At 41.8% G+C, this 20,389-nt stretch carries 20 protein-coding genes and 1 other RNA gene; 16 read left to right on the top strand and 5 right to left on the bottom strand.

Annotation, left to right across the window (positions count from 1 at the left end; translation table 11 throughout):
- Positions 1-72: 72 nt before the first annotated feature.
- The 4 genes from smpB (at position 73) to NST59_RS15670 (ending at position 2,430) form a co-directional block, all read left to right on the top strand.
- Positions 73-543, top strand: a complete 471-nt coding sequence (gene smpB, locus NST59_RS15685) for an SsrA-binding protein SmpB (protein ID WP_012011279.1) — start codon at positions 73-75, stop codon at positions 541-543.
- A gap of 175 nt (positions 544-718) precedes the next feature.
- Positions 719-1,081: a transfer-messenger RNA gene (ssrA, locus tag NST59_RS15680) on the top strand.
- 298 nt (positions 1,082-1,379) lie between these two features.
- On the top strand, positions 1,380-1,853 hold the full coding sequence (locus NST59_RS15675) for a hypothetical protein (protein ID WP_039181448.1): 474 nt from the start codon (positions 1,380-1,382) through the stop codon (positions 1,851-1,853).
- A gap of 7 nt (positions 1,854-1,860) precedes the next feature.
- The gene (locus NST59_RS15670) at positions 1,861-2,430 is read left to right on the top strand and encodes a hypothetical protein (RefSeq protein WP_341040815.1); all 570 of its coding nucleotides are present in this window, start codon (positions 1,861-1,863) and stop codon (positions 2,428-2,430) included.
- 91 nt (positions 2,431-2,521) lie between these two features.
- Here NST59_RS15670 and NST59_RS15665 read toward each other — a convergent pair whose 3' ends face one another.
- Positions 2,522-2,761, bottom strand: coding sequence for a hypothetical protein (locus NST59_RS15665; RefSeq protein ID WP_106025611.1), 240 nt, complete (start codon positions 2,759-2,761; stop codon positions 2,522-2,524).
- Between the two features lie 239 nt (positions 2,762-3,000).
- On the opposite strand from NST59_RS15665, the gene NST59_RS15660 reads away from it, so the two are divergent.
- The 10 genes from NST59_RS15660 (at position 3,001) to NST59_RS15615 (ending at position 13,937) form a co-directional block, all read left to right on the top strand.
- Entirely contained in the window at positions 3,001-4,602 is a 1,602-nt protein-coding gene (locus NST59_RS15660) for a histidine kinase N-terminal 7TM domain-containing diguanylate cyclase (RefSeq protein WP_039181438.1), read from the top strand.
- 261 nt (positions 4,603-4,863) lie between these two features.
- A complete protein-coding gene (locus NST59_RS15655; protein WP_099663690.1) occupies positions 4,864-5,319 on the top strand; it encodes a DUF6376 family protein in 456 nt (151 codons plus the stop codon).
- Positions 5,320-5,426: 107 nt separating this feature from the next.
- A complete protein-coding gene (locus NST59_RS15650; protein ID WP_012011272.1) occupies positions 5,427-5,732 on the top strand; it encodes a metal-sensing transcriptional repressor in 306 nt (101 codons plus the stop codon).
- A gap of 72 nt (positions 5,733-5,804) precedes the next feature.
- On the top strand, positions 5,805-6,011 hold the full coding sequence (copZ, locus tag NST59_RS15645; RefSeq protein ID WP_024423475.1) for a copper chaperone CopZ: 207 nt from the start codon (positions 5,805-5,807) through the stop codon (positions 6,009-6,011).
- Between the two features lie 80 nt (positions 6,012-6,091).
- Entirely contained in the window at positions 6,092-8,527 is a 2,436-nt protein-coding gene (locus tag NST59_RS15640) for a heavy metal translocating P-type ATPase (protein WP_059377605.1), read from the top strand.
- Positions 8,524-8,658 (top strand): hypothetical protein, encoded by a 135-nt coding sequence (locus NST59_RS15635; RefSeq protein ID WP_257218418.1) that lies wholly within the window; start codon positions 8,524-8,526, stop codon positions 8,656-8,658. Before NST59_RS15640 ends, NST59_RS15635 begins: the two co-directional genes overlap by 4 nt.
- Positions 8,659-8,833: 175 nt before the next feature.
- The gene (locus NST59_RS15630) at positions 8,834-10,111 is read left to right on the top strand and encodes a cation:dicarboxylate symporter family transporter (protein WP_039181428.1); all 1,278 of its coding nucleotides are present in this window, start codon (positions 8,834-8,836) and stop codon (positions 10,109-10,111) included.
- Positions 10,112-10,129: 18 nt separating this feature from the next.
- Positions 10,130-11,575 carry an aspartate ammonia-lyase gene (aspA, locus tag NST59_RS15625; protein WP_039181426.1) on the top strand — a complete coding sequence of 482 codons (1,446 nt, stop codon included), beginning with the start codon at positions 10,130-10,132 and terminating at the stop codon, positions 11,573-11,575.
- Between the two features lie 116 nt (positions 11,576-11,691).
- Positions 11,692-13,008, top strand: a complete 1,317-nt coding sequence (locus tag NST59_RS15620; protein ID WP_268473789.1) for a sensor histidine kinase — start codon at positions 11,692-11,694, stop codon at positions 13,006-13,008.
- A complete protein-coding gene (locus NST59_RS15615) occupies positions 13,005-13,937 on the top strand; it encodes a response regulator (protein WP_034280916.1) in 933 nt (310 codons plus the stop codon). Before NST59_RS15620 ends, NST59_RS15615 begins: the two co-directional genes overlap by 4 nt.
- 18 nt (positions 13,938-13,955) lie before the next feature.
- Here NST59_RS15615 and NST59_RS15610 read toward each other — a convergent pair whose 3' ends face one another.
- Positions 13,956-14,561: a TetR/AcrR family transcriptional regulator gene (locus tag NST59_RS15610; RefSeq protein WP_039181420.1), complete on the bottom strand. Its 606-nt coding sequence runs from the start codon at positions 14,559-14,561 to the stop codon at positions 13,956-13,958.
- 88 nt (positions 14,562-14,649) lie between these two features.
- Here NST59_RS15610 and NST59_RS15605 point away from each other — a divergent pair, with 88 nt between their 5' ends.
- Positions 14,650-15,198 carry a hypothetical protein gene (locus NST59_RS15605; RefSeq protein ID WP_039181417.1) on the top strand — a complete coding sequence of 183 codons (549 nt, stop codon included), beginning with the start codon at positions 14,650-14,652 and terminating at the stop codon, positions 15,196-15,198.
- A 37-nt stretch (positions 15,199-15,235) separates the two neighbouring features.
- On the opposite strand, the gene NST59_RS15600 is transcribed toward NST59_RS15605, so the two are convergent.
- The 3 genes from NST59_RS15600 to NST59_RS15590 are packed head-to-tail and all read right to left on the bottom strand — an operon-like array spanning position 15,236 to position 17,803.
- Entirely contained in the window at positions 15,236-16,174 is a 939-nt protein-coding gene (locus NST59_RS15600; RefSeq protein WP_039181414.1) for a metal ABC transporter substrate-binding protein, read from the bottom strand.
- A gap of 13 nt (positions 16,175-16,187) precedes the next feature.
- Positions 16,188-17,060 (bottom strand): metal ABC transporter permease, encoded by an 873-nt coding sequence (locus tag NST59_RS15595; RefSeq protein WP_058838167.1) that lies wholly within the window; start codon positions 17,058-17,060, stop codon positions 16,188-16,190.
- On the bottom strand, positions 17,060-17,803 hold the full coding sequence (locus NST59_RS15590) for a metal ABC transporter ATP-binding protein (RefSeq protein ID WP_058838166.1): 744 nt from the start codon (positions 17,801-17,803) through the stop codon (positions 17,060-17,062). Before NST59_RS15590 ends, NST59_RS15595 begins: the two co-directional genes overlap by 1 nt.
- Before the next feature lie 413 nt (positions 17,804-18,216).
- Between NST59_RS15590 and NST59_RS15585 the strand changes: the two genes are divergently transcribed.
- Positions 18,217-20,316: a heavy metal translocating P-type ATPase gene (locus NST59_RS15585; protein WP_058838165.1), complete on the top strand. Its 2,100-nt coding sequence runs from the start codon at positions 18,217-18,219 to the stop codon at positions 20,314-20,316.
- Positions 20,317-20,389 lie beyond the last annotated feature (73 nt).

The raw sequence follows: 20,389 nt of genomic DNA, 5'->3' as shown, positions 1-20,389 counted from the left end.
AAAGGTGGATTGTTTGATAAAATAATCCGTACGATTTGGACCGTGTCTGTGTCAAAAGGAGGGTGTACGCCAATGCCAAAGGGAGAGGGAAAGGTTGTTTCCCAAAACAAAAAAGCAAATCATGATTACTTTATAGAAGAAACTTACGAAGCCGGCCTTGTATTACAAGGAACTGAAATCAAATCGATTCGTGCTGGAAAAGTGAATTTAAAAGATTCCTTTGCCAAAATCGAGCGAGGAGAAGTGTTTCTTCACAATATGCACGTGAGCCCATACGAACAGGGGAACCGTTATAACCATGATCCGCTGAGAACGAGAAAGCTGCTGCTTCATCGCAAGCAAATCAGCAAATTGATTGGTGCGACAAAGGAAGAAGGCTACTCACTTGTGCCTCTGAAACTATATTTGAAAAATGGCTTTGCAAAAGTGCTGATTGGAATTGGGAAAGGGAAGAAGAAATACGATAAACGTGAAGATCTGAAGAAAAAAGATGCAAAACGTGAAATCGAACGTGCCTTCCGCGATCGTCAAAAGCAATTCTAGCCTGATGCAGATGGCTTGCTGAGAGCGGAAGCATTATGCTACAATATGTTATGCAGTAAACAATCAACGCTGTTTTGACAGAAACCACCAGTTGTTTCGAACAGTGAGATTGTTATAATAGTTATATACGGAAGCAGTGAAGCTGAACTTCCATCCCGTATATCCCTTTTTACAAGGGGACGTTACGGATTCGACAGGGATGGTTCGAGCTTAGGCTGCGAGCCGAGAGGCGATCTCGTTAACACGCACTTAAATGTAACTGGCAAAACTAAAAGTTTTAACCAAAACTTAGCACTAGCTGCCTAATAAGCGCAGCGAGCTCTTCCTGACATCGCCTATGTGTCTGTGAGGAGCCCAATGAAGTAGGCTACGCTTACGTTTCCGTCTGAGGACGTAAGAAGAGATCCATCAGACTAGCTCTCCAAGCGCCCGTCAGCAGGCATGAGGATGAGTGAACACAAAATATGTTGACTACGCTCGTAGACGCTTAAGTAATCGATGTCTCTGGACGTGGGTTCGACTCCCACCGTCTCCATCAAAACTTTTAGAATGCAGTCGTATCAAGGGTTTGAAAGCTCTTGATGCGGGACTGGCAACATGAAAATTGAGATTAAATACAAGAAGACGCTATTGATAGCGTCTTTTTTTTATGCTTTTTATAATTTTTTAACAGAAAAGCCAAATGAGGATCTATTTACTAATAAATTGAATGAATAGCTAAATATAACTACTATTTAACCGATGAAATGTAGGAATGTTACACCATATACAAGTGGCAATTTCATTAAATTTAAAGCTTGAAAATAACAGCAGGAATGCAGAAGGAGTTTATCTTAGTGAACAAAGTAAAGACTAAATCACTATTCGCAACGATGATCATGCTTGCTGTGCTGATGGTATTCGGTACAGCGTGCAGCAACCAAAAAGCAGAAAAAGAATATGCCGAGTGGTATGAGAACTACAGAAGTGATATCGAAGACACAATGCTCGTGTTTGCTAAAAAGATGGTGGCCATTGATGCAGGTAATGATGAATGGCTTGGATCTGTCGAGAAGTCACTTTTTGATGTACAAAAAGTCATTGATGAGGGTAATGAAAAGAAAAACGTTCCTGGTGCTTATAAAAAAGCACATGAGTATTTGCTAAAAGCAAACAAAGGATATCAATATGCCGTAGAAGAAACACCGAAAGCACTTGAAAATCTTGATCTTGAATCATTGGATAACATTTCGAAAAGTCTCGACAAAGCATACGATCAAACAGCCAAAGCCGATGACGAAGTAGAAAAAGTCTCAAAGGATAAGGAGTAATTCACACATGAAGACAAATAAAAGGACAATGATTTCAGTATTTCTTCTAGTATTTACATTGATGATGAGCACAGCATGCGGTAAAAATGAAGCAGCAAACGGTTCATCGTCAAATAAAACGCCGGCAAAACAAGAAAAAATTGAAAAGATGACCGATAAAGAATATGCTGCATGGTATAAGGGGTATTTAAAACGTTTTGAAGATAGAATTATGCCTTTCTTTTTTTCATTAGTTCCAATGGATAATGTTTATGATAAAGAATGGGCTAGTGAACTTGAGAAGAAAATTGATAGCCTGCGAGAATTACTTAGCGAAGCCAAAGAAAACGAAAACAAAGTTCCTGATACGTATAAAAAAGTAAATAGTTACTTAGTAAAAACAGATGACAAATTAGAACCGATCTTCAAAGATATCATAAAGGTTACAAAGCAAGATAAGGTCGTTGATGATGATTTGAATTTCATAGATTCTAGAATGAAGAAAGCATTAGAAGAGATGGTTCTTGCAAAAACAGAAGTTAGTAAAATTGAAGATGAGAAAGCTAAAGATACACCAAAGGACAAATCAAAATCTTGATTTTAAAAAATGATGCTGGAACTTTTTAAGGGAGATACACCGAACTTGGATCACAACAGAAAAAGAGATGCCACATCTGGCATCTCTTTTCTTATGTACGGTTTCTCATAGAAGACACCAACAACCGAACAAACAAAGGAAAAACGACAACCACCGCAAACATCATCAAAAATTCATCTGACACAAGTTCCACAAATGTAGTCTGAATCACATAAATCGCAATCAGCAGCAAGTAACTGATCAAAAATAATAATCCAGAACTTCTCTTTTCAAACGGTTTTTCCAAAAGAATCAGCATAAACAGCCCCATCATGATGATCCAAAAAGTCATATTCCTTTCGAGTCTCCTCTCCATTGATCCCCACATTGTACATATATTTTTCTGGGCGCAACATACTTCTCCCTCAAATTAAGCAAAAAGTAGTGAAAATATAAGGGGGCACGAACAGGTAACGCCTGAAATTTTACAAAAAACCTCCAACCAATTCAAAATCACATCTTCCCATTTGTGACGTCCTCATATATAGTAAGATTAGACTAGTTCTAAATGACTGAAATTGGGGCGTTTACATGGATTCGATTGTTTTACATTTTATTGTGATCATGAGTGTTTCTGGCATTCTGTCCGTGATATTATCAATCATTGCTCATGCAAACCGCCATCGGTATATTGGCTGTCAATTGTTTATGTACATGTCTGGAGCAACTGCGATTTATATCTTTGGGCATACGTTTGAATTATTGGCTCGTACCCCTGGAGAAATCATGTTCTGGGTTTGTTTTCAATACATAGGTCTTCCGTTTATCGCACCGCTCAGTCTGCTGATTGTGCTGCAATTTACGGGATTCCATCAATATTTCACAAAGCGCCGCGTGCTTCTCATCTTATTGATTCCAACTCTCACAACCATTTTGGTGTTCACCAACTCTTTACATTCGCTCTTTTATCGAGACATCACGATAAATCCAGTAGATGGTTTTTTATTGGCTGATTTTACGATTGGCTATTGGTATATCATCCATGGCGTTTATACGTTTGGCTGTTCGATGCTCGCTATTTTTATGCTGGTTTGGTTTTTACGTGTCACAAAAAAAGAATATTTAAAGCAGATTCTGATACTGTTAGTGGGAATGTTATTACCCATTATGACTTCTTTTATCTATTTATTAGGCGTCACTCCTTTTCATATTGATCCGGTCCCTGTGGTGATGTTTCTGACTAACGCACTCTATTTATGGGCGATTATGTCGTTCCAGCTCTTTAAAATCTCTCCCATTGCAATGGAGCGTGTGTTTGAGCATATGTCTGAAGGGGTTCTGATTTTAGATCGATATCGGACACTCATTGATTACAACCCCGCTGCAGCATCGATCATTCCGACACTTGCGAATAAAAAGGGAATTGGCTATAAAGTCGACGATATTTTCTCTGGAATCATCAAAGATTCAGCGTTCATTCAGTGGCTGCGCTCTCCGCAGGATCATTCGCAATATGATCTAATGTGGAAAAAGGAAAAAGACCAGTCCTGCTATTATCATCTGACCGCTTCGTCTCTATTTAATAAAAGAGGAGAGATCGAGGGCAGGCAAATAGTGATCAGTGATGTAACAGAGCAGCGTTTGCTGCAGGAAGAGCTGGAGCGTCGTGCGTATATCGATGGTTTGACGAATATTTTCAATCGTTCTTCTTTCATCGAACGAACGCAGCTGATTTTGGAAGAGGATGCGCAGGATACGGCGGTTATGCTGTTTGATATTGATTTCTTTAAACAAATTAATGACACACACGGACATCATATTGGAGATGAAGCACTGCGTCATGTTGTCTCTATTTGTCAGGAGCATTTACAAATGGATGATTTATTTGGACGATATGGGGGAGAAGAGTTTGCCATTTGTCTGCCGCATCAGTCATTTAAAGAGGCATGTCATATCGCGGAACAAATAAGACATTCGTTTGAAGCGAGTTTCTTTACGAATGATGAGGAAAAAGTGCGAGTGACAGCGAGCTTTGGAATTGCTCATACAGCCAATGATCCTTGTGTATTAGAAACACTTCTATTTGAAGCGGATCAGGCCTTGTATATGTCAAAACGCCAAGGACGGAACCGGATTTATGCATCAACTGGTAAGGGCCATGTGCTGTATCATGAGCAGGACCTCCCGAATTGACTGTTGTCCCGACATTCGATATGATAAACATAACATTTGAACGGTTTCCTAAAAGGGGAGTAGCTTTTACGGTCTGGTCGTCATTACAGAAACATTCGTTGTTTCTCGGTCATTCCGGCATGAACAATGTTAGCCAGACCTTTGCCTATCACACATGAGGCAAAGGTCTGGCTATTTTTAAGGTCTTTTTGCATCTGTGTGATATAGAGGGAAGCGGAACAAATGATGCTTTTAATCCTACAGATGAAAGGATGATCGATCTTGAAAAAATATGTGATGGCTTTCCTATTTTCCGGAACGCTTGTATTAAGCGGGTGCTCCGGCTTGCTTGATCAGGTCAACGATACAACGACATATGTCACTGAGGCAAATGACTATGTGACAGACATTCAGCAATTTACAGAGGACTTTCCAAAACTCGCTGAAGAAGCTGTGCAAAATGCCGCCAAAAAAGCAGAATTAACGCAGCAGCTTGAATCATTGAAGGCAGATATTCAAGATTTTAATGAAGTCACAGCGCCAAAAATGGCAAAAGACCTGCATGCACAAATCATTGAAAAAAATAAAGTGCTGTCAGAGGAAATCCAAACGTATTTACAGCAATTGGAAGCAGGCGATATCGATGCTGCCTCCATACTGGAGGATCAGCAGGGATTGATGAAACAGCTTCAACAATCCGTCAATCTTTTGCAGGATATCGAACAATTAACAAATTAGGACCAACATAGCTTTATATGCGATGCTCAGCATATCTTTGCCTTTTCCGGTGGAGATATGCTTTAATTTAGGTAATGAAAAGTCATAATAGAAAAAGGTGATCACACATGACAGAACATGAAGAACGACATATGGCTTCGCCAAGAGCCGAGAAGGAAAAAGACCAATTGATCAATCGCTTGAAACGAGTGGAAGGACAAGTTCGCGGGATTCAGCAAATGATTGAAAACGATCGTTACTGTATAGATGTTGTGAATCAAATTTCCGCAGTCAATGCGGCTTTGAAAAAAGTCAGTCTGCATTTGATGGAAAAGCATACACATCATTGCGTAGCAGATGCTATCAAGAGCGGCAATGGGGATGAAGCCATTGAAGAGTTAATGACGGTCTTTACGAAACTGACAAAATCGTAGCATTTATGTTTACATTGATACCCTACTAGGGTATAGTAAGTTATAGAAAATGATTGATGGAGGCGATGAGAAGTGGAACAAGCAACACTTCAAGTGCAGGGCATGTCTTGCGGACATTGCGTGAAAGCAGTCGAAGGAAATGTAGGAGAATTAGCAGGTGTGGAATCTGTGAAAGTCCATTTAGACAAAGGACAGGTGGAGGTTTCATTTCACCCGGATCAAGTCACATTACACCGTATCTCTGATGTGATTGAAGAACAGGGATATGATGTCGTATAAATGAACATACGTGCTGCATGACAGCACGTCTTTTTTTCAAAATATAATACCCCCATGGAGTATGTGGAGAGGTGAGATCAATGAAAAAGGAAATTGACTTTCAAATTACGGGGATGACCTGTGCTGCCTGTGCAGGCCGCATCGAAAAGGGATTGAACAGGCTGGAAGGTGTGGAGGATGCCAGTGTGAATTTGGCGCTTGAAACTTCCCATATCATCTACGAATCAGAGCAGTTAACACCAGATGATTTGAAGCGAAAAGTCCAATCTCTTGGTTACGATGTGGTGATAGAGAAAGCAGAATTTGATATAGAGGGAATGACTTGTGCGGCTTGTGCAAACCGAATCGAGAAAAAAATTAACCGAATGGACGGTGTCGATCACGGGTCTGTAAACTTTGCGCTAGAGACACTTCAGGTCACATATCATCCGGGCCAAACGTCTACAAATGATATAAAAGATGCAGTGCAGTCTATAGGGTATTCTTTAATTGAACCAGACGTAGATCAAGCAGAGGGAGGAAAAAAAGATCACCGCCAAGCAGCAATAGAGAAGCAGACGGCACGCTTTTTATTCTCAATGATTTTGTCACTGCCGCTTCTTTGGGCAATGGTCAGCCATTTTTCTTTCACATCCTTTATATGGCTGCCTGAAGCGTTCATGAATCCATGGGTTCAGCTGGCGTTAGCAGCGCCTGTGCAGTTTATTGTCGGCTGGCCATTTTATGTAGGCGCGTATAAGGCTTTAAGAAATAAAAGCGCCAATATGGATGTTCTTGTCGCACTTGGGACATCTGCCGCGTTTTTCTATAGTTTATATGAAAGCATCGAGTCAGCGATTCGAGGCACACATGAGGCAGCCCTCTATTATGAAACAAGTGCTGTCCTCATTACATTGATCGTGCTCGGAAAATTAATGGAAGCAAGAGCAAAAGGAAGATCATCAGAAGCGATTCAAAAGCTGATGGGCTTACAAGCGAAAGAAGCGGTTATCGAACGAGATGGCAAACAGATGACTGTGCCTATTTCTGACGTGAAAGTGAATGATCTTGTGTTTGTCAAACCGGGTGAAAAAGTGCCGGTAGATGGAGAGATCATAGAGGGGACAACCGCAATAGATGAGTCCATGATTACAGGAGAAAGCCTGCCTGTTGATAAAACAGCAGGAGATATGGTCATCGGAGCAACGATCAATAAAAATGGATTCATCAAAATAAAAGCGACAAAAGTCGGAAAAGAGACGGCGCTTTCCCAGATTATCCGAGTCGTAGAACAAGCGCAGGGCTCAAAAGCACCGATTCAAAGAATGGCAGATCAAATATCAGGGATATTTGTGCCCATCGTTGTAGGAATTGCTGTGCTCACATTCCTCATATGGTTTTTCTTTGTCGACCCTGGGAATGTGACGTCAGCACTTGAAACCTTTATAGCCGTCATTGTTATCGCATGTCCATGTGCGCTCGGACTTGCTACACCTACCTCTATTATGGCTGGCAGCGGCCGTGCGGCTGAATCAGGCATTCTGTTTAAAGGCGGAGAGCATTTAGAAGTGACTCAATCACTCGACACGGTGGTGTTAGATAAAACAGGAACTGTGACAAAAGGGGAGCCGAGTCTGACAGATGTGTTGGCATACGCGAATTGGACAGAAGATGCGGTGCTGCAACTAGCAGGATCGGCAGAACAGCAGTCGGAACACCCGCTTGCCCGAGCGATCACAGATGGAATGAAGGAACAAGGTCTTGAAGCAGTCGGAGTTGAAGCCTTCCAAGCAGATCCAGGTCATGGAATTGAAGCAAATGCCGCAGGACACAAGCTTTTAATTGGAACGCGTAAGCTATTACAGAAACATCATATCCCATATGATCAAGTCGAATCATCCGTCACAACGCTGGAGGAGCAAGGAAAAACGGCTATGCTTGTCGCGATTGACGGCGAAGTCGCTGGCATTGTCGCGGTCGCAGATACGATCAAATCATCCTCTCATCAAGCCATCGCTCGTCTGAAAGAGCAGGGGATTCACGTTGTGATGATGACAGGTGATAATAAACTAACAGCAGAGGCGATTGCGAAACAGGCAGGCATTGATCATGTCATTGCTGAAGTGCTGCCTGAAGAAAAAGCGGCTCATATTGCAGCGCTTCAGAAACAAGGAAAAAAAGTCGCCATGGTCGGAGACGGTATCAATGATGCCCCAGCTCTTGCAACAGCGAATATTGGGATGGCTGTGGGAACAGGGACAGACGTTGCCATGGAAGCAGCAGATATTACGCTCATGACAGGAGATCTCCATGCGATTGCAGATGCGCTGGAATTTAGTCAAAAAACAATGAGAAACATTAAGCAAAATTTATTTTGGGCGCTTGCCTATAACTGTATTGGGATACCGATCGCTGCATTTGGTTTCCTTGCGCCATGGCTTGCAGGAGCGGCAATGGCCTTTAGCTCCGTGTCCGTTGTGCTGAATGCGCTCAGATTGCAGCGATTGAAGCCAGTCAGAGAAGGAGTGGCAGAATGAAGATGAATGTCAAATGGGTTTGGACGATTAGTGCATTGTTCTACGTTGTTCTTGTCCTCATTGGATATGCGATGTACGATAGATTTTCTACACAACAAGATACACCAAGTGAACAAATGCAAAATCATTAAGACTTCGCCAAAAGCGAAGTCTTTTTTTAACAATATTGTGGAAAAACCCACCTTTTTAAAGATTTTTCATAAAAAATTCACTTCTTTTTGTTCCTTTTTGTCGTTTTTTGTAGGTTCGTCGTTAAGATGCGATTAAGCAACAAAGAAAGCGTTATCAAAAAAAGGGGGTTCACGTATGAAAAAGTTAGGGTTAGCTTCTCAAATACTCATTGCACTTGTTCTGGGTGTTGTCGTGGGAGCGCTGTTTTATCAAAATGAAACCGTTATTAATGTGTTAACGCCGATTGGCGATATATTCATCCATTTAATTAAAATGATCGTTCTTCCAATTGTTATTGCTGCATTGATTGTAGCAGTTGCAGGTGTAGGCGATATGAAAACGATCGGAAGACTCGGCGGAAAAACAATTCTTTACTTCGAGATTGTGACAACGATTGCATTAGCAGTTGGACTGCTTGCAGCAAACGTCTTCCATCCTGGTACAGGAATTGATATGAGCAACATGGAGAAAGGCGATATCTCTAAATATGAAGAGACATCTAAGGCTTCTTCTGAAAAAGCGACTTTCTCTGAAACGTTGGTTCATCTTGTACCAACAAACGTTTTCCAATCTATTGCAGAAGGTGATCTATTACCAACCATCTTCTTTACAGTCTTATTCGGATTAGGAATTGCCGCAGTAGGAGATAAAGGAAAACCAGTATTAGGATTCTTTGAGGGTATACTCGAAGCCATGTTCTGGGTGACCAATAAAGTGATGAAGTTTGCACCATTTGGTGTATTCGCGCTCATCAGTGTGACGGTGATCAAATTCGGGGTCGGAGCGCTTCTCCCGCTAGGTAAACTGGTACTTGTCGTTTACGGTACAATGGCATTCTTCGTCATTGTTGTACTTGGCATTATTGCTAAAATGGCTGGAACAAGCGTCTTTACACTATTTAGAGTATTAAAAGAAGAAATCATTCTTGCATTCTCAACAGCAAGTTCAGAAGCTGTACTGCCTAGATTAATGGACAAAATGGAGAAGTTCGGCTGCCCGAAAGCGATCACGTCGTTCGTTATTCCAACAGGCTATACCTTTAACCTAGATGGAAGTGCCATCTATCAATCCATTGCTGCGATATTTGTTGCACAAATGTACGGCATGCCGCTTTCCATCTATGAGCAAATTACGTTACTATTAATTTTAATGCTGACATCTAAAGGAATGGCTGGTGTACCAGGTGCATCGATCGTTGTTGTCATCACAACTCTTGGTGCTATGGGACTGCCGCTTGAAGGACTTGCCTTCATCGTTGGGATCGACCGACTTCTTGACATGGTTCGTACAACAGTGAACGTATTTGGTAACTCACTTGCTGCCATTGTCATGTCTAAGTGGGAAAAAGTATTTGATCAAGAGAAATCGAAGAAGTATATTGAGGAATTGAAACAACAAACAAAAGCAGCGTAAAAAAGGAGATCTTTTCAAATGACGAAGCTACAGGACAAGCAAGTTCGAATCGAACGAGACTTTCTAGGTGAAAAGGAAGTAGACACTCAAGCATATTATGGAATTCAAACATTACGTGCAGTGGAGAACTTTCCAATTACAGGCTACCGTATTCACGAGGAACTCATCAAAGCATTAGGGATTGTCAAAAAGGCAGCCGCACTTGCAAATATGGATACACAGCGACTATATTCTGGCCTTGGAGAAAAAATTGTTGAAGCGGCAGATGAGGTCATCGAAGGAAAATGGAACAATCAATTTATTGTCGATCCAATTCAAGGCGGGGCTGGCACTTCAATGAATATGAATGCCAATGAAGTCATTGCAAACAGAGCGCTTGAACTACTAGGAAAGGAAAAAGGCGCTTATACTGAGCTAAGTCCAAACACGCATGTGAACATGTCGCAGTCAACAAACGACGTTTTCCCAACAGCGATTCATATTTCAACATTGAATATGATTGAAAAACTACTTTATACGATGGAAAACATGCATCAAGTCATGACTGAAAAAGCGCAGGAATTCGATCATGTCATCAAAATGGGACGTACGCATCTTCAGGACGCTGTTCCAATCAGACTTGGACAAGAGTTTAGTGCGTATGCAAAAGTTCTTGCTCGTGATATTAAACGTATCAAGCAGTCTAGACAGCATTTATATGAAGTCAATATGGGTGCAACAGCAGTCGGAACTGGATTGAATGCAGATCCTAAATATATTCGCCAAGTGGTTGGCTATCTATCTGACATTAGCGGATTACCGTTAGTTGGTGCTGAAGATTTAGTTGATGCAACGCAAAATACAGATGCTTATACAGAAGTATCTGCTGCGCTTAAAGTATGTATGATGAACATGTCCAAAATGGCGAACGATATTCGTCTGATGGCTTCTGGTCCAAGAGCAGGCTTTGGTGAGCTGCACTTGCCGCCGAGACAGCCAGGTTCATCTATCATGCCAGGGAAAGTCAATCCAGTTATGCCTGAGGTCATGAACCAAGTGGCTTTCCAAGTCATTGGGAACGATCACACAATCTGTCTTGCATCAGAGGCTGGCCAGCTTGAACTGAACGTTATGGAACCAGTGTTGGTGTTCAACCTGCTTCAATCTCTCAGCATGATGAAAAATGTATTCGAGTCCTTCGTGGACAACTGCTTGCGTGACCTAAAAGCAGATGAATCTAGATTAAAAGAATATGTAGAAAAGAGTGCCGGTGTCATGACGGCGGTGAACCCGCATATTGGTTATGAAGCGGCTGCACGAATTGCAAGAGAAGCCATTCTTACAGGCGCATCTGTACGTGAGCTTTGTCTGCAAAATGATGTGTTAACAGAGGAAGAGCTTGATGTCATCTTAAATCCTTTTGAAATGACAAAACCAGGTATTGCTGGCGCATCACTTTTAGAAAAAGATCGTTTAGAAGATTAAGCGGCATCATGAGAAGCGCACACCGGCAAAGTTCCGGTGTGCGCTTTTTCATGAAGGTTTGTTTTTCTTTAGCTCACATAGTATACTATCGTCAATTATTAGGGATGTGACTGCGTTTGAATCTACTAAAAAAATGGCTGAATACAGAGCCTTATTTAATTGTGCTGCTCATTGTACTGACGCCGATTGGCGGAGAGTTTAAATTTTATCCATTTGAGGACAGCTTTCGGGTCAGCTTTGGAACCGTTGTCTTTTTCTTTATCCTGCTTCAAATGAAAAGATTTCCTGCATGGGCAAGCGGCATCATCGCTGGGATATCTGTTTTTGCGTTTCGCGTGCTGCTTGATACAGCAGTGACAGGGCATCTTCCTCTGGAAGAGGCGGTTTCATTAAGATTTCCTTCCCTACTTTATTATGTCGTCTATGGCACACTCTTTTATTTATTGAAGGTCAGACGTTTCCGTGATCAGCCTTGGCTGATTGGAGCAACAGGCATCATCATGGAGCTGTGCGCAAGCGTTGTTGAGATCATTGCACTTCGAGGCACCATGGATGAAATTTTAACGGGGCGGACGCTGTTTCAATTATTTGTTTTGGCGATTTTCAGAAGCTTTTTCGTGTTAGCTTGTTATACAATGATTCGCTTATATGAAGAGCAGGCGAGAGAGCGTCAGATGAAAAAGGAAAAGGAACATCTGCTGATGCTCCTGTCCAACCTTTACACGGAATCTACATATTTTCATAAAACACTCGCACATGCTGAGCACATTACGGCTACATCCTATCAATTGTATCAATCTCTTCACCATGCAAAGGACGCGGAATCATTGGATTTGAAAAAGCTCGGTAAAACCGCCTTGCAAATTGCAGGAGAGGTGCATGAAATCAAAAAGGATAACCAGCGGATTTTTTCTGCCTTATCAAAGCTGATTCATGAGGAAAATTTCCAGGCTTATGAGAGTCCTTCTCATATCGCTGGGCTTGTCATTCGCATTCATGAAAATTATGCTGAAGCTCTTAAAAAAAACATCGTCTTTCATTATGATGAAGATGGGCAGCACCCCGCCTATCACGTGTATACCATTCTATCTTTGTTAAATAACATCGTATCCAACGCTGTTGAAGCCATTCCTGTAGAAGGAGAGGTGTCACTTTCTATTTCACAGAAAGAAAACCAGGTGATTTTTCAAATCAGCGACAACGGGCCTGGCATTAAAGAACGAAATCATCATGTTATTTTTAAACCAGGCTTCACTTTAAAATACGACCAGGTTGGGAATCCATCGAGCGGTATCGGGCTTGCGTATGTAAAGGATACAGCGGAGAAGCTTGGTGGGAGTGTTGAGATGAAGAGTATCCCAAATAAACAAACGATTTTCACATTAACGATACCAGTAGATCAAGTCAGTAGAAAAGAGGGGATTGGGAGATGAGATTTTTTATTGTTGATGATGATGAAGCCGTTCGTTCTTCACTGGCTCAGCTCATTGAAGATGAAGAGCTTGGTATTGTGGCCGGAGAAGCAGAGGATGGCGCAGAGTTAACAGCCAGCTACTTAAATGATTTGCACATTGATATTTTATGTATTGATCTATTGATGCCGGAAAGAGACGGGCTTGAAACGATTCGAGCAATCAAGGATGAGTTTCACGGGAAATATTTAATGCTGTCACAGGTTGAAACAAAGGAATTAATCGGACAGGCGTATACGCTTGGCGTCGAGTATTATGTGACAAAGCCGATCAATCGTGTAGAGGTCTTAAGCGTCCTCCATCTCATGATTGAACGTCTTCATTTAGAGCATTCAATTGAAAATATTCAGCACTCGCTTAAATCGGTCATGCAATTTCAGCAGCGCGGTCAGACGAAAACGAAGCAGCGGGGGAAAAGTCTTGCAGAGGCAGGGCAGTTTTTGCTGGCGGAGCTTGGTATTGTTGGTGAGAAGGGGTCTAAAGATTTATTAGATATGATTCTGTTTACAGACCAGTATTTAGCGCTGCATGCTGATCATCATGATTCCTTTCCTTCTTTAAAGATCATTTTCACTGGGATTACGGAGGATAAATTAAGTGAGCCCTACACATCGGCAGACATCGCAAGAGAAGCAAAGGCAGCCGAGCAGCGGGTAAGACGTGCGATCAACCAATCATTGAAACATATCGCATCACTTGGGCTAACCGATTTTTCCCATCCAACATTTGAAAATTACGCATCAAAATTTTTCGATTTCACCATCGTGCGAAAGAAAATGAGTGAATTGACGAAAGAGATGAGCGGAAGAGAAGAACACACCCGTATCAATGTGAAGAAATTTGTGCAGGTGCTTTACTACGAAGCAAAACGTATTTTTATGGAAGATTAAAAAAGACATGCTCTCTAATTAGGGAGACATGTCTTTTTTTGTGATGGATTGCAGGTGCATCTGAAGCACGGAGCGTATGAGCTGAGGCGGTAACCGATGAGGCTGTACAATTCCATTCAATGCAAGCCCATTGATAAGCGCATAAAGCCGCTCAGTTTCTAATAAAAGATCGATATCATCTAGCAGCAGCCCATCCTCTTTCAATTTCATTAAACAATATTGGGCGGTTTGGAAAAGTTCGTCATACATCTTTGCATTGAGCGGCTGTAGATCTGGTTCAGTCAGTGCCTTGACTGAAAAAGCCTGCCACACCTCCATTTCAAATTTTCGTTCTTCATCAAGTGGAAGAACCTGCTCCAATAAAGTGATGACATTTTCCTCCGTTGAACCGTTTAATGGAAGCCCTGTAATCCGCTCCTTGACTCTTTCCTGAATTAAATTCATGGAGAATAAAAACAACTCTTGCTGTGTGGAAAAATAATGACGCATAGAGCCGGCTGAAATTCCAGCTTCTACTGCTATTTTTCGTACAGAAGCGCTTTCCAAACCTTCTTGTTTAATCACTCTCATTGCAGCTTGAGCGACCTTTTGTTTTTGTTTATGGTGATCAACGATTTTTGGCATACATTGATTTTAGCATAGCTGTTGTTTTTTTAACACATCTGTGTTATTTTTTATTTAATACAATTGTGTTAAAAAGGATGTGGGGAAATTGGTCGGGTTACTGATTGTGGCATGTGAAATTGGTTTTTGGCTGTTTATTTTAATGGGTTTAACGCTTCGTTATGTGTTTAAACAGAAAAAGTGGGGTGCTTTCTTTCTTGTCTGTACGCCGGTTTTAGATCTCATCCTTCTTGCGGCTACTTATATAGATTTAAGACAGGGGGCTGTGGCGACTGTCATCCACGGGCTTGCGGCTGTTTATATTGGTGTGAGTCTGGCCTTTGGACATCAAATGGTGAAATGGGCAGATGCTAAGTTTGCTTATCGTTTTGCAGGTGGCCCTAAGCCAAAGGGAAAACCAAAGTACGGTAAAGAGCGGTCTATGTATGAAATGGTCGGCTGGGCTCGGCATGTCATTTCTTATGTCATCGGAGCGGGGCTGTTATATGGTTTGACCTATCTCATCCAAGCACCAGAGCGGACGGAAGCGCTGATGCAGCTTGTCAATACATGGGGAATGATCCTAGCCATTGATTTTGTCATTAGCATCAGCTACGTCATTTGGCCGAAAAAACATCCGGAAAATATAGCAGGCTGACAAATAAGACAGGCGGATTCACTCCACCTGTCTTTCCTTATGATGACAACCCTTTGTAAATGGTGTCAATATTCCATTTCATCATCTTATAGTAGCTGTCTCCATCTTCACCTTTTTTTCCAATAGAGTCAGTGAAGACTTTTCCTTTGATTGGAACCCCGGTTTCCTCAGAGAGGCTTTCAAGGCTTCGTTTATCAACGCTTGTTTCAAGAAAGAGAGCAGGAACTTGATGATCTTTGACAAAATGAATGATGCGCTTCATTTGTCCTGGTGTTCCTTCACTTTCTGTGTTGATCTCCCAAATGTAGCCGGCTTTCAGTCCATACGCCTCTGCAAAATACTTGAATGCTCCTTCACTTGTGACTAGGAGCTTTTTGTCTTTTGGCAGCTGATCAAACTTGTCTTTTGCTTCATCGTGAAGCGCTTGAAGCTTTTTGATATAGGCTTCTGCATTTTTTTCGTAATCCTCTTTATGCTCAGGGTCCGCTTGAATAAGCGCATCTCGGGCATTTTGGGCATAAAGGATCCCATTTTCAACATTCAGCCATGCGTGGGGGTCCTGCTGGCTTTCGAGCCCTTTTGAAGACAAATGCTTCACTTTGACGCCTTTACTCAGCTCGGCTACAGGTGCATCATCCCCGTCCTTGCCGCTCGATTCAAGCAGCTTTTGAAACCAGCCGTTTCCTGTTTCAAGGTTCAAGCCATTATATAGAACAAGGTCTGCATCCGTCGTATATTGAACATCCTTTGGCAGTGGGTCAAATTCGTGTGGGTCTGTACCAATGGGAACAATGCTGTGAATAGAGACATGCTGCCCGCCTACTTCCTTCACAATGTCATAAAGAATGGAGTAGGTCGTGACAACTTTTAATGTGCCGTCATCTTTACCGGAATTACTTTGCTGGGTCGAACAGCCTGCGATGATCATAAGGGCAATGAATACTGCGGTCAAACGGATTGCAAATACCTTCTTCATATATGTCCTCCTTTTACATAGACGCTTCCTTTTTTAAGTGCGTTCGTTTTCGTTTAGATTTTAATGATCTCCATAGAATGCCTTGCTTTGGTGAAAAGATAAAGGCACTGCCGAATAAAATGGTGGCGACCAGCACGATGGAAGCACCAGACGATAAGTTATACGTAAAGCTAAGCCCTAGGCCTACGACAGCAGATACAGCACCGAAAAAAGCAGATAAATAAATCATGATCCAGAGCCGGTCTGTCAAGAGATAAGCGGTGGCTGCCGGCGTGATCAGCATGGCAACGACAAGAATAATCCCAACGGTTTGCAGTGATGCAACGGTTACAAGGGTCAATAAGGTCATGAGAAAATAATGAATCATACGATTCGGCAAACCGTAAACCGAAGAAATCACCGGATCAAATGAACTAATGAGCAGTTCCTTGTAGAAAACGATGACGGCTAGCAAAATAAAAATGCCGATGCCAAGTGTAATCCACATATCAGCTGATCGAACAGCTAGTACGTTTCCAAATAGAATATGATATAGATCACTCGAACTTTTCAAAAATGTGATCAAAATAATCCCGATTGAGAAAAAGGCTGTAAAGACAATGCCGATGGCTGAATCATTTTTTATGCGGCTGTTTTGACTCACGTAACCGATTCCAATCGCTGTTAACACGCCAGTTAAAACGGCACCGAAGAAAAAGTTAATTCCAAGCATATAAGAAATGGCGACACCTGGCAGTACGGCGTGTGAAATGGCGTCTCCCATCAAGGCCATGCCGCGTAAAATGATAAAGCAGCCGATAACGCCGCAAATGATGCCTACCATAACGGATGTAAATAGCGCTTTTTGTAAAAAAGCATATTCAAAGAGTCCGGTTAAAAATTCCATTACACGTCTCCTCCTGCTGATTTTAAGAATGGCAGCTGTGTTTCATATGCTTCCAGCATGATCTCTGGGCGAAGGATGTCGTGTACAGACCCTGCTTTGATGAGTTTTTTATTTAACAGAACAAGATGGCTGAAATAATCATCTGCCTTACTCAAATCGTGATGGACAACCAAAATGGTTTTTCCTTCATCTCGTAATTCCTTCAAAATGCGCACCATCGTTTCTTCACTTGCCATATCAATCCCGACAAACGGTTCATCCAAACAGAAGAGCTGTGCGTTTTGAGCAAGAGCCCTTGCAAGGAAGACACGCTGCTGCTGCCCGCCGGATAACTCACCGATTTGTCTTTTGGCAAAGTCTTGCATTCCGACTTTTTCTAAACAGTGATACGCATATGCCCGGTCTTCTTTTTTTGGACGTTTCATTAGTCCGAGCTTCGGATATGTTCCAAGTAGTACGGTATCCAGTACATGAATGGGAAACGTCCAATCTAAATCATTTCTCTGCGGTACATAGGCGATCTGTTTTCTCACTTGTTTAAAGGGCTGTTCAAAAAAACGAATATCCCCTTGATCTTTTTCAATTAAATCCAAACATGCCTTGAGTAACGTCGATTTACCAGCACCATTTGGACCGATGATTCCTGTCATTGTCCCTTCCTGTATGGAAAGAGAGACGTTCTCTAATGCATCTTGTCCGTGATATGAGACATGAAGACGGTCGATTGTTAAAGCATTTGACATCTCTTGCGGCCCCTTTCAATCATGATTGCACTTCCTAAAGATATATGCATAAAATAAATAATTTTGACTAAAGGATGAAATGATTCTCTAATGCTAATTTGTTTCCTTAGGGAAACTTTTATTTTATTCTAAGCGTCTGTCCTTCTTTTGTAAAGAGAAAAACTGAAAACGATCGTTTTTATGTTATGCGGGGAGCAGGGGACATGAGCTTGATTTATTGAAAATCCGTATGACAGAATCGGACACAAAAAAACCAATTATTTCTTCATAAATGATTGACAGAAGACAAGAACTCCTCATATAATAAAGGTAATCCAATATATGAATATATGCTCATATATAAAGTTTTTGATTTTTAATAGGTTTAATCGATCCAGGGAACGTTACTTATCATATAGAAAAAAGGTGAGAACATGAAAAAAATGAAGGATGAATACGTATTAAACGGTCTTGATTGTGGAAACTGTGCACGTAAAATTGAAACAGGTGTCAGCAAAATGGATGGCGTTGAAGCTTGTTCCGTTAATTTTGCGACAGGGACATTGACTGTCACACATGCAGATAAGCAAGAAACGATGTCAAAGCGTATTGAAAAAACGGTTCAGTCCATCGAACCTCATGTGAGTGTATCACCAAAAGAAGAAGGCCATCATCACGATCATGATCATGGGACAAAGAATTTAAAAGCGATTGTGCTGAAATTAATTGGCGGTGCAGTCATTGGAACAGCGGCTTATTTCATACCAGAAGATGGCTTACTAAAATTCATCACGTTTTTCGCAGCCTATTTACTAGTCGGCGGTGATGTTGTTTTTAAAGCGCTGAAAAATATCGTGCGCGGCCAAGTATTTGATGAGAACTTCTTAATGACCATTGCAACAGCTGGCGCTTTTGTGATTCAGCAATATCCAGAGGCACTGGCAGTGATGCTGTTTTACCAAATTGGAGAGCTGTTCCAAGGGGCAGCAGTGAATCGTTCAAGACGATCCATTAGTGAATTAATGAATATTCGCCCTGAATATGCGAATCTCAAAGTAGGAAATGAAACGAAAAAAGTGAAGCCGGAAGAAGTAAAAGTCGGTGACCGTATCGTCGTGAAACCAGGCGAAAAAATTCCACTTGATGGCCTCGTCATTGAAGGCTTTTCACTCGTGGATACCTCCGCATTAACAGGGGAGTCTGTGCCGCGGGATGTAGAAGCAGGGAAGGAAGTTCTTGCAGGGTTTGTGAATCAAAACGGGATTCTTGAAATTGAAGTGCAAAAAGGACTTAGCGAATCGGCAGTGACGAAAATTTTAGACTTGGTTGAGAATGCGAGCAGCCGAAAAGCGCAGACAGAAAACTTTATTACAAAGTTTGCAAAATACTACACACCGGCTGTTGTTGTATTGGCATTACTGCTTGCCTTTGTGCCGCCGCTTCTCATTCCATCAGCACAATTGTCTGACTGGGTTTACCGGGCACTCGTTTTCCTTGTTATTTCATGTCCGTGTGCGCTTGTCGTGTCCATCCCATTAGGATTCTTCGGGGGAATTGGGGCAGCTTCTAAACGAGGCATCCTTGTAAAAGGCAGTAACTATTTAGAAGCACTGAACTCTGTGAGCTATGCTGTATTTGATAAGACGGGCACACTCACAAAAGGAAACTTTACGGTGACCAATATCGTGACAGCTAGCGAAAAGTGGTCAGAAGAGGAGCTGCTTTCTTTTGCAGCTTTAGCAGAAGCTCATTCTTCACATCCGATTGCTGAATCAATTAAAGCGGCATATGGTTCTCCGCTTGATGAAAGCCAGATCGAAGCATATGAGGATATTGCAGGACATGGAATTAAAGCGACCATCAGTGGTTCACAAGTCTTGGCGGGAAATCATCGCTTGATGGAACGAGAAGGCATTTCATATGAAAAAGAAAAACGAAGCGGAACGGTTGTGTACATGGCGATTAACGGTGAGTTTGCCGGATCGATCTTGATTGCAGATGAATTAAAGGATGATGCAATTGAAGCTGTCTCCGCTCTAAAAGCGTCTGGCATTCAAACTGTCATGCTGACTGGTGATGCCAAACAAGTCGGAACAGCGGTCGCCCAGCAAATTGGCATAGATGAAGTACATGCAGAATTATTACCGCAGGATAAAGTAACAAAATTAGAAGAAATTGATCAGAAAAAAGCGCCTCAAGAAAAATTATTATTTGTTGGGGATGGCATTAATGATACACCGGTATTAGCAAGAGCAGACATAGGTATTGCGATGGGCGGACTTGGTTCAGATGCAGCGGTAGAAGCGGCTGATATCGTCATTATGACAGACCAACCGTCAAAAGTTGCAGAAGCCATCGCTGTCGCTAAACGAACAAGAAGGATTGTCTGGCAGAACATTGCATTTGCTCTTGGGGTTAAAGGGGTTTTCCTATTACTCGGTGCATTTGGTATTGCGACCATGTGGGAAGCCGTCTTCTCGGATGTCGGTGTGACCGTACTCGCTGTTTTAAATGCCATGAGGGTGATGAAATAAAATTGTAAGGAAAAATTCATGAATACCATCTTTCATAATGAATCCCCTCTTGTTAAAATAGAAGAAGTTGGAT

This window comes from Bacillus sp. FSL R5-0439, assembly GCF_038008805.1.
Classification (GTDB): Bacteria; Bacillota; Bacilli; order Bacillales; family Bacillaceae; genus Bacillus; species Bacillus safensis.
Note: the sequence above shows the minus strand (reverse complement) of the source record. Positions and strands in the feature narration are given on the sequence as shown.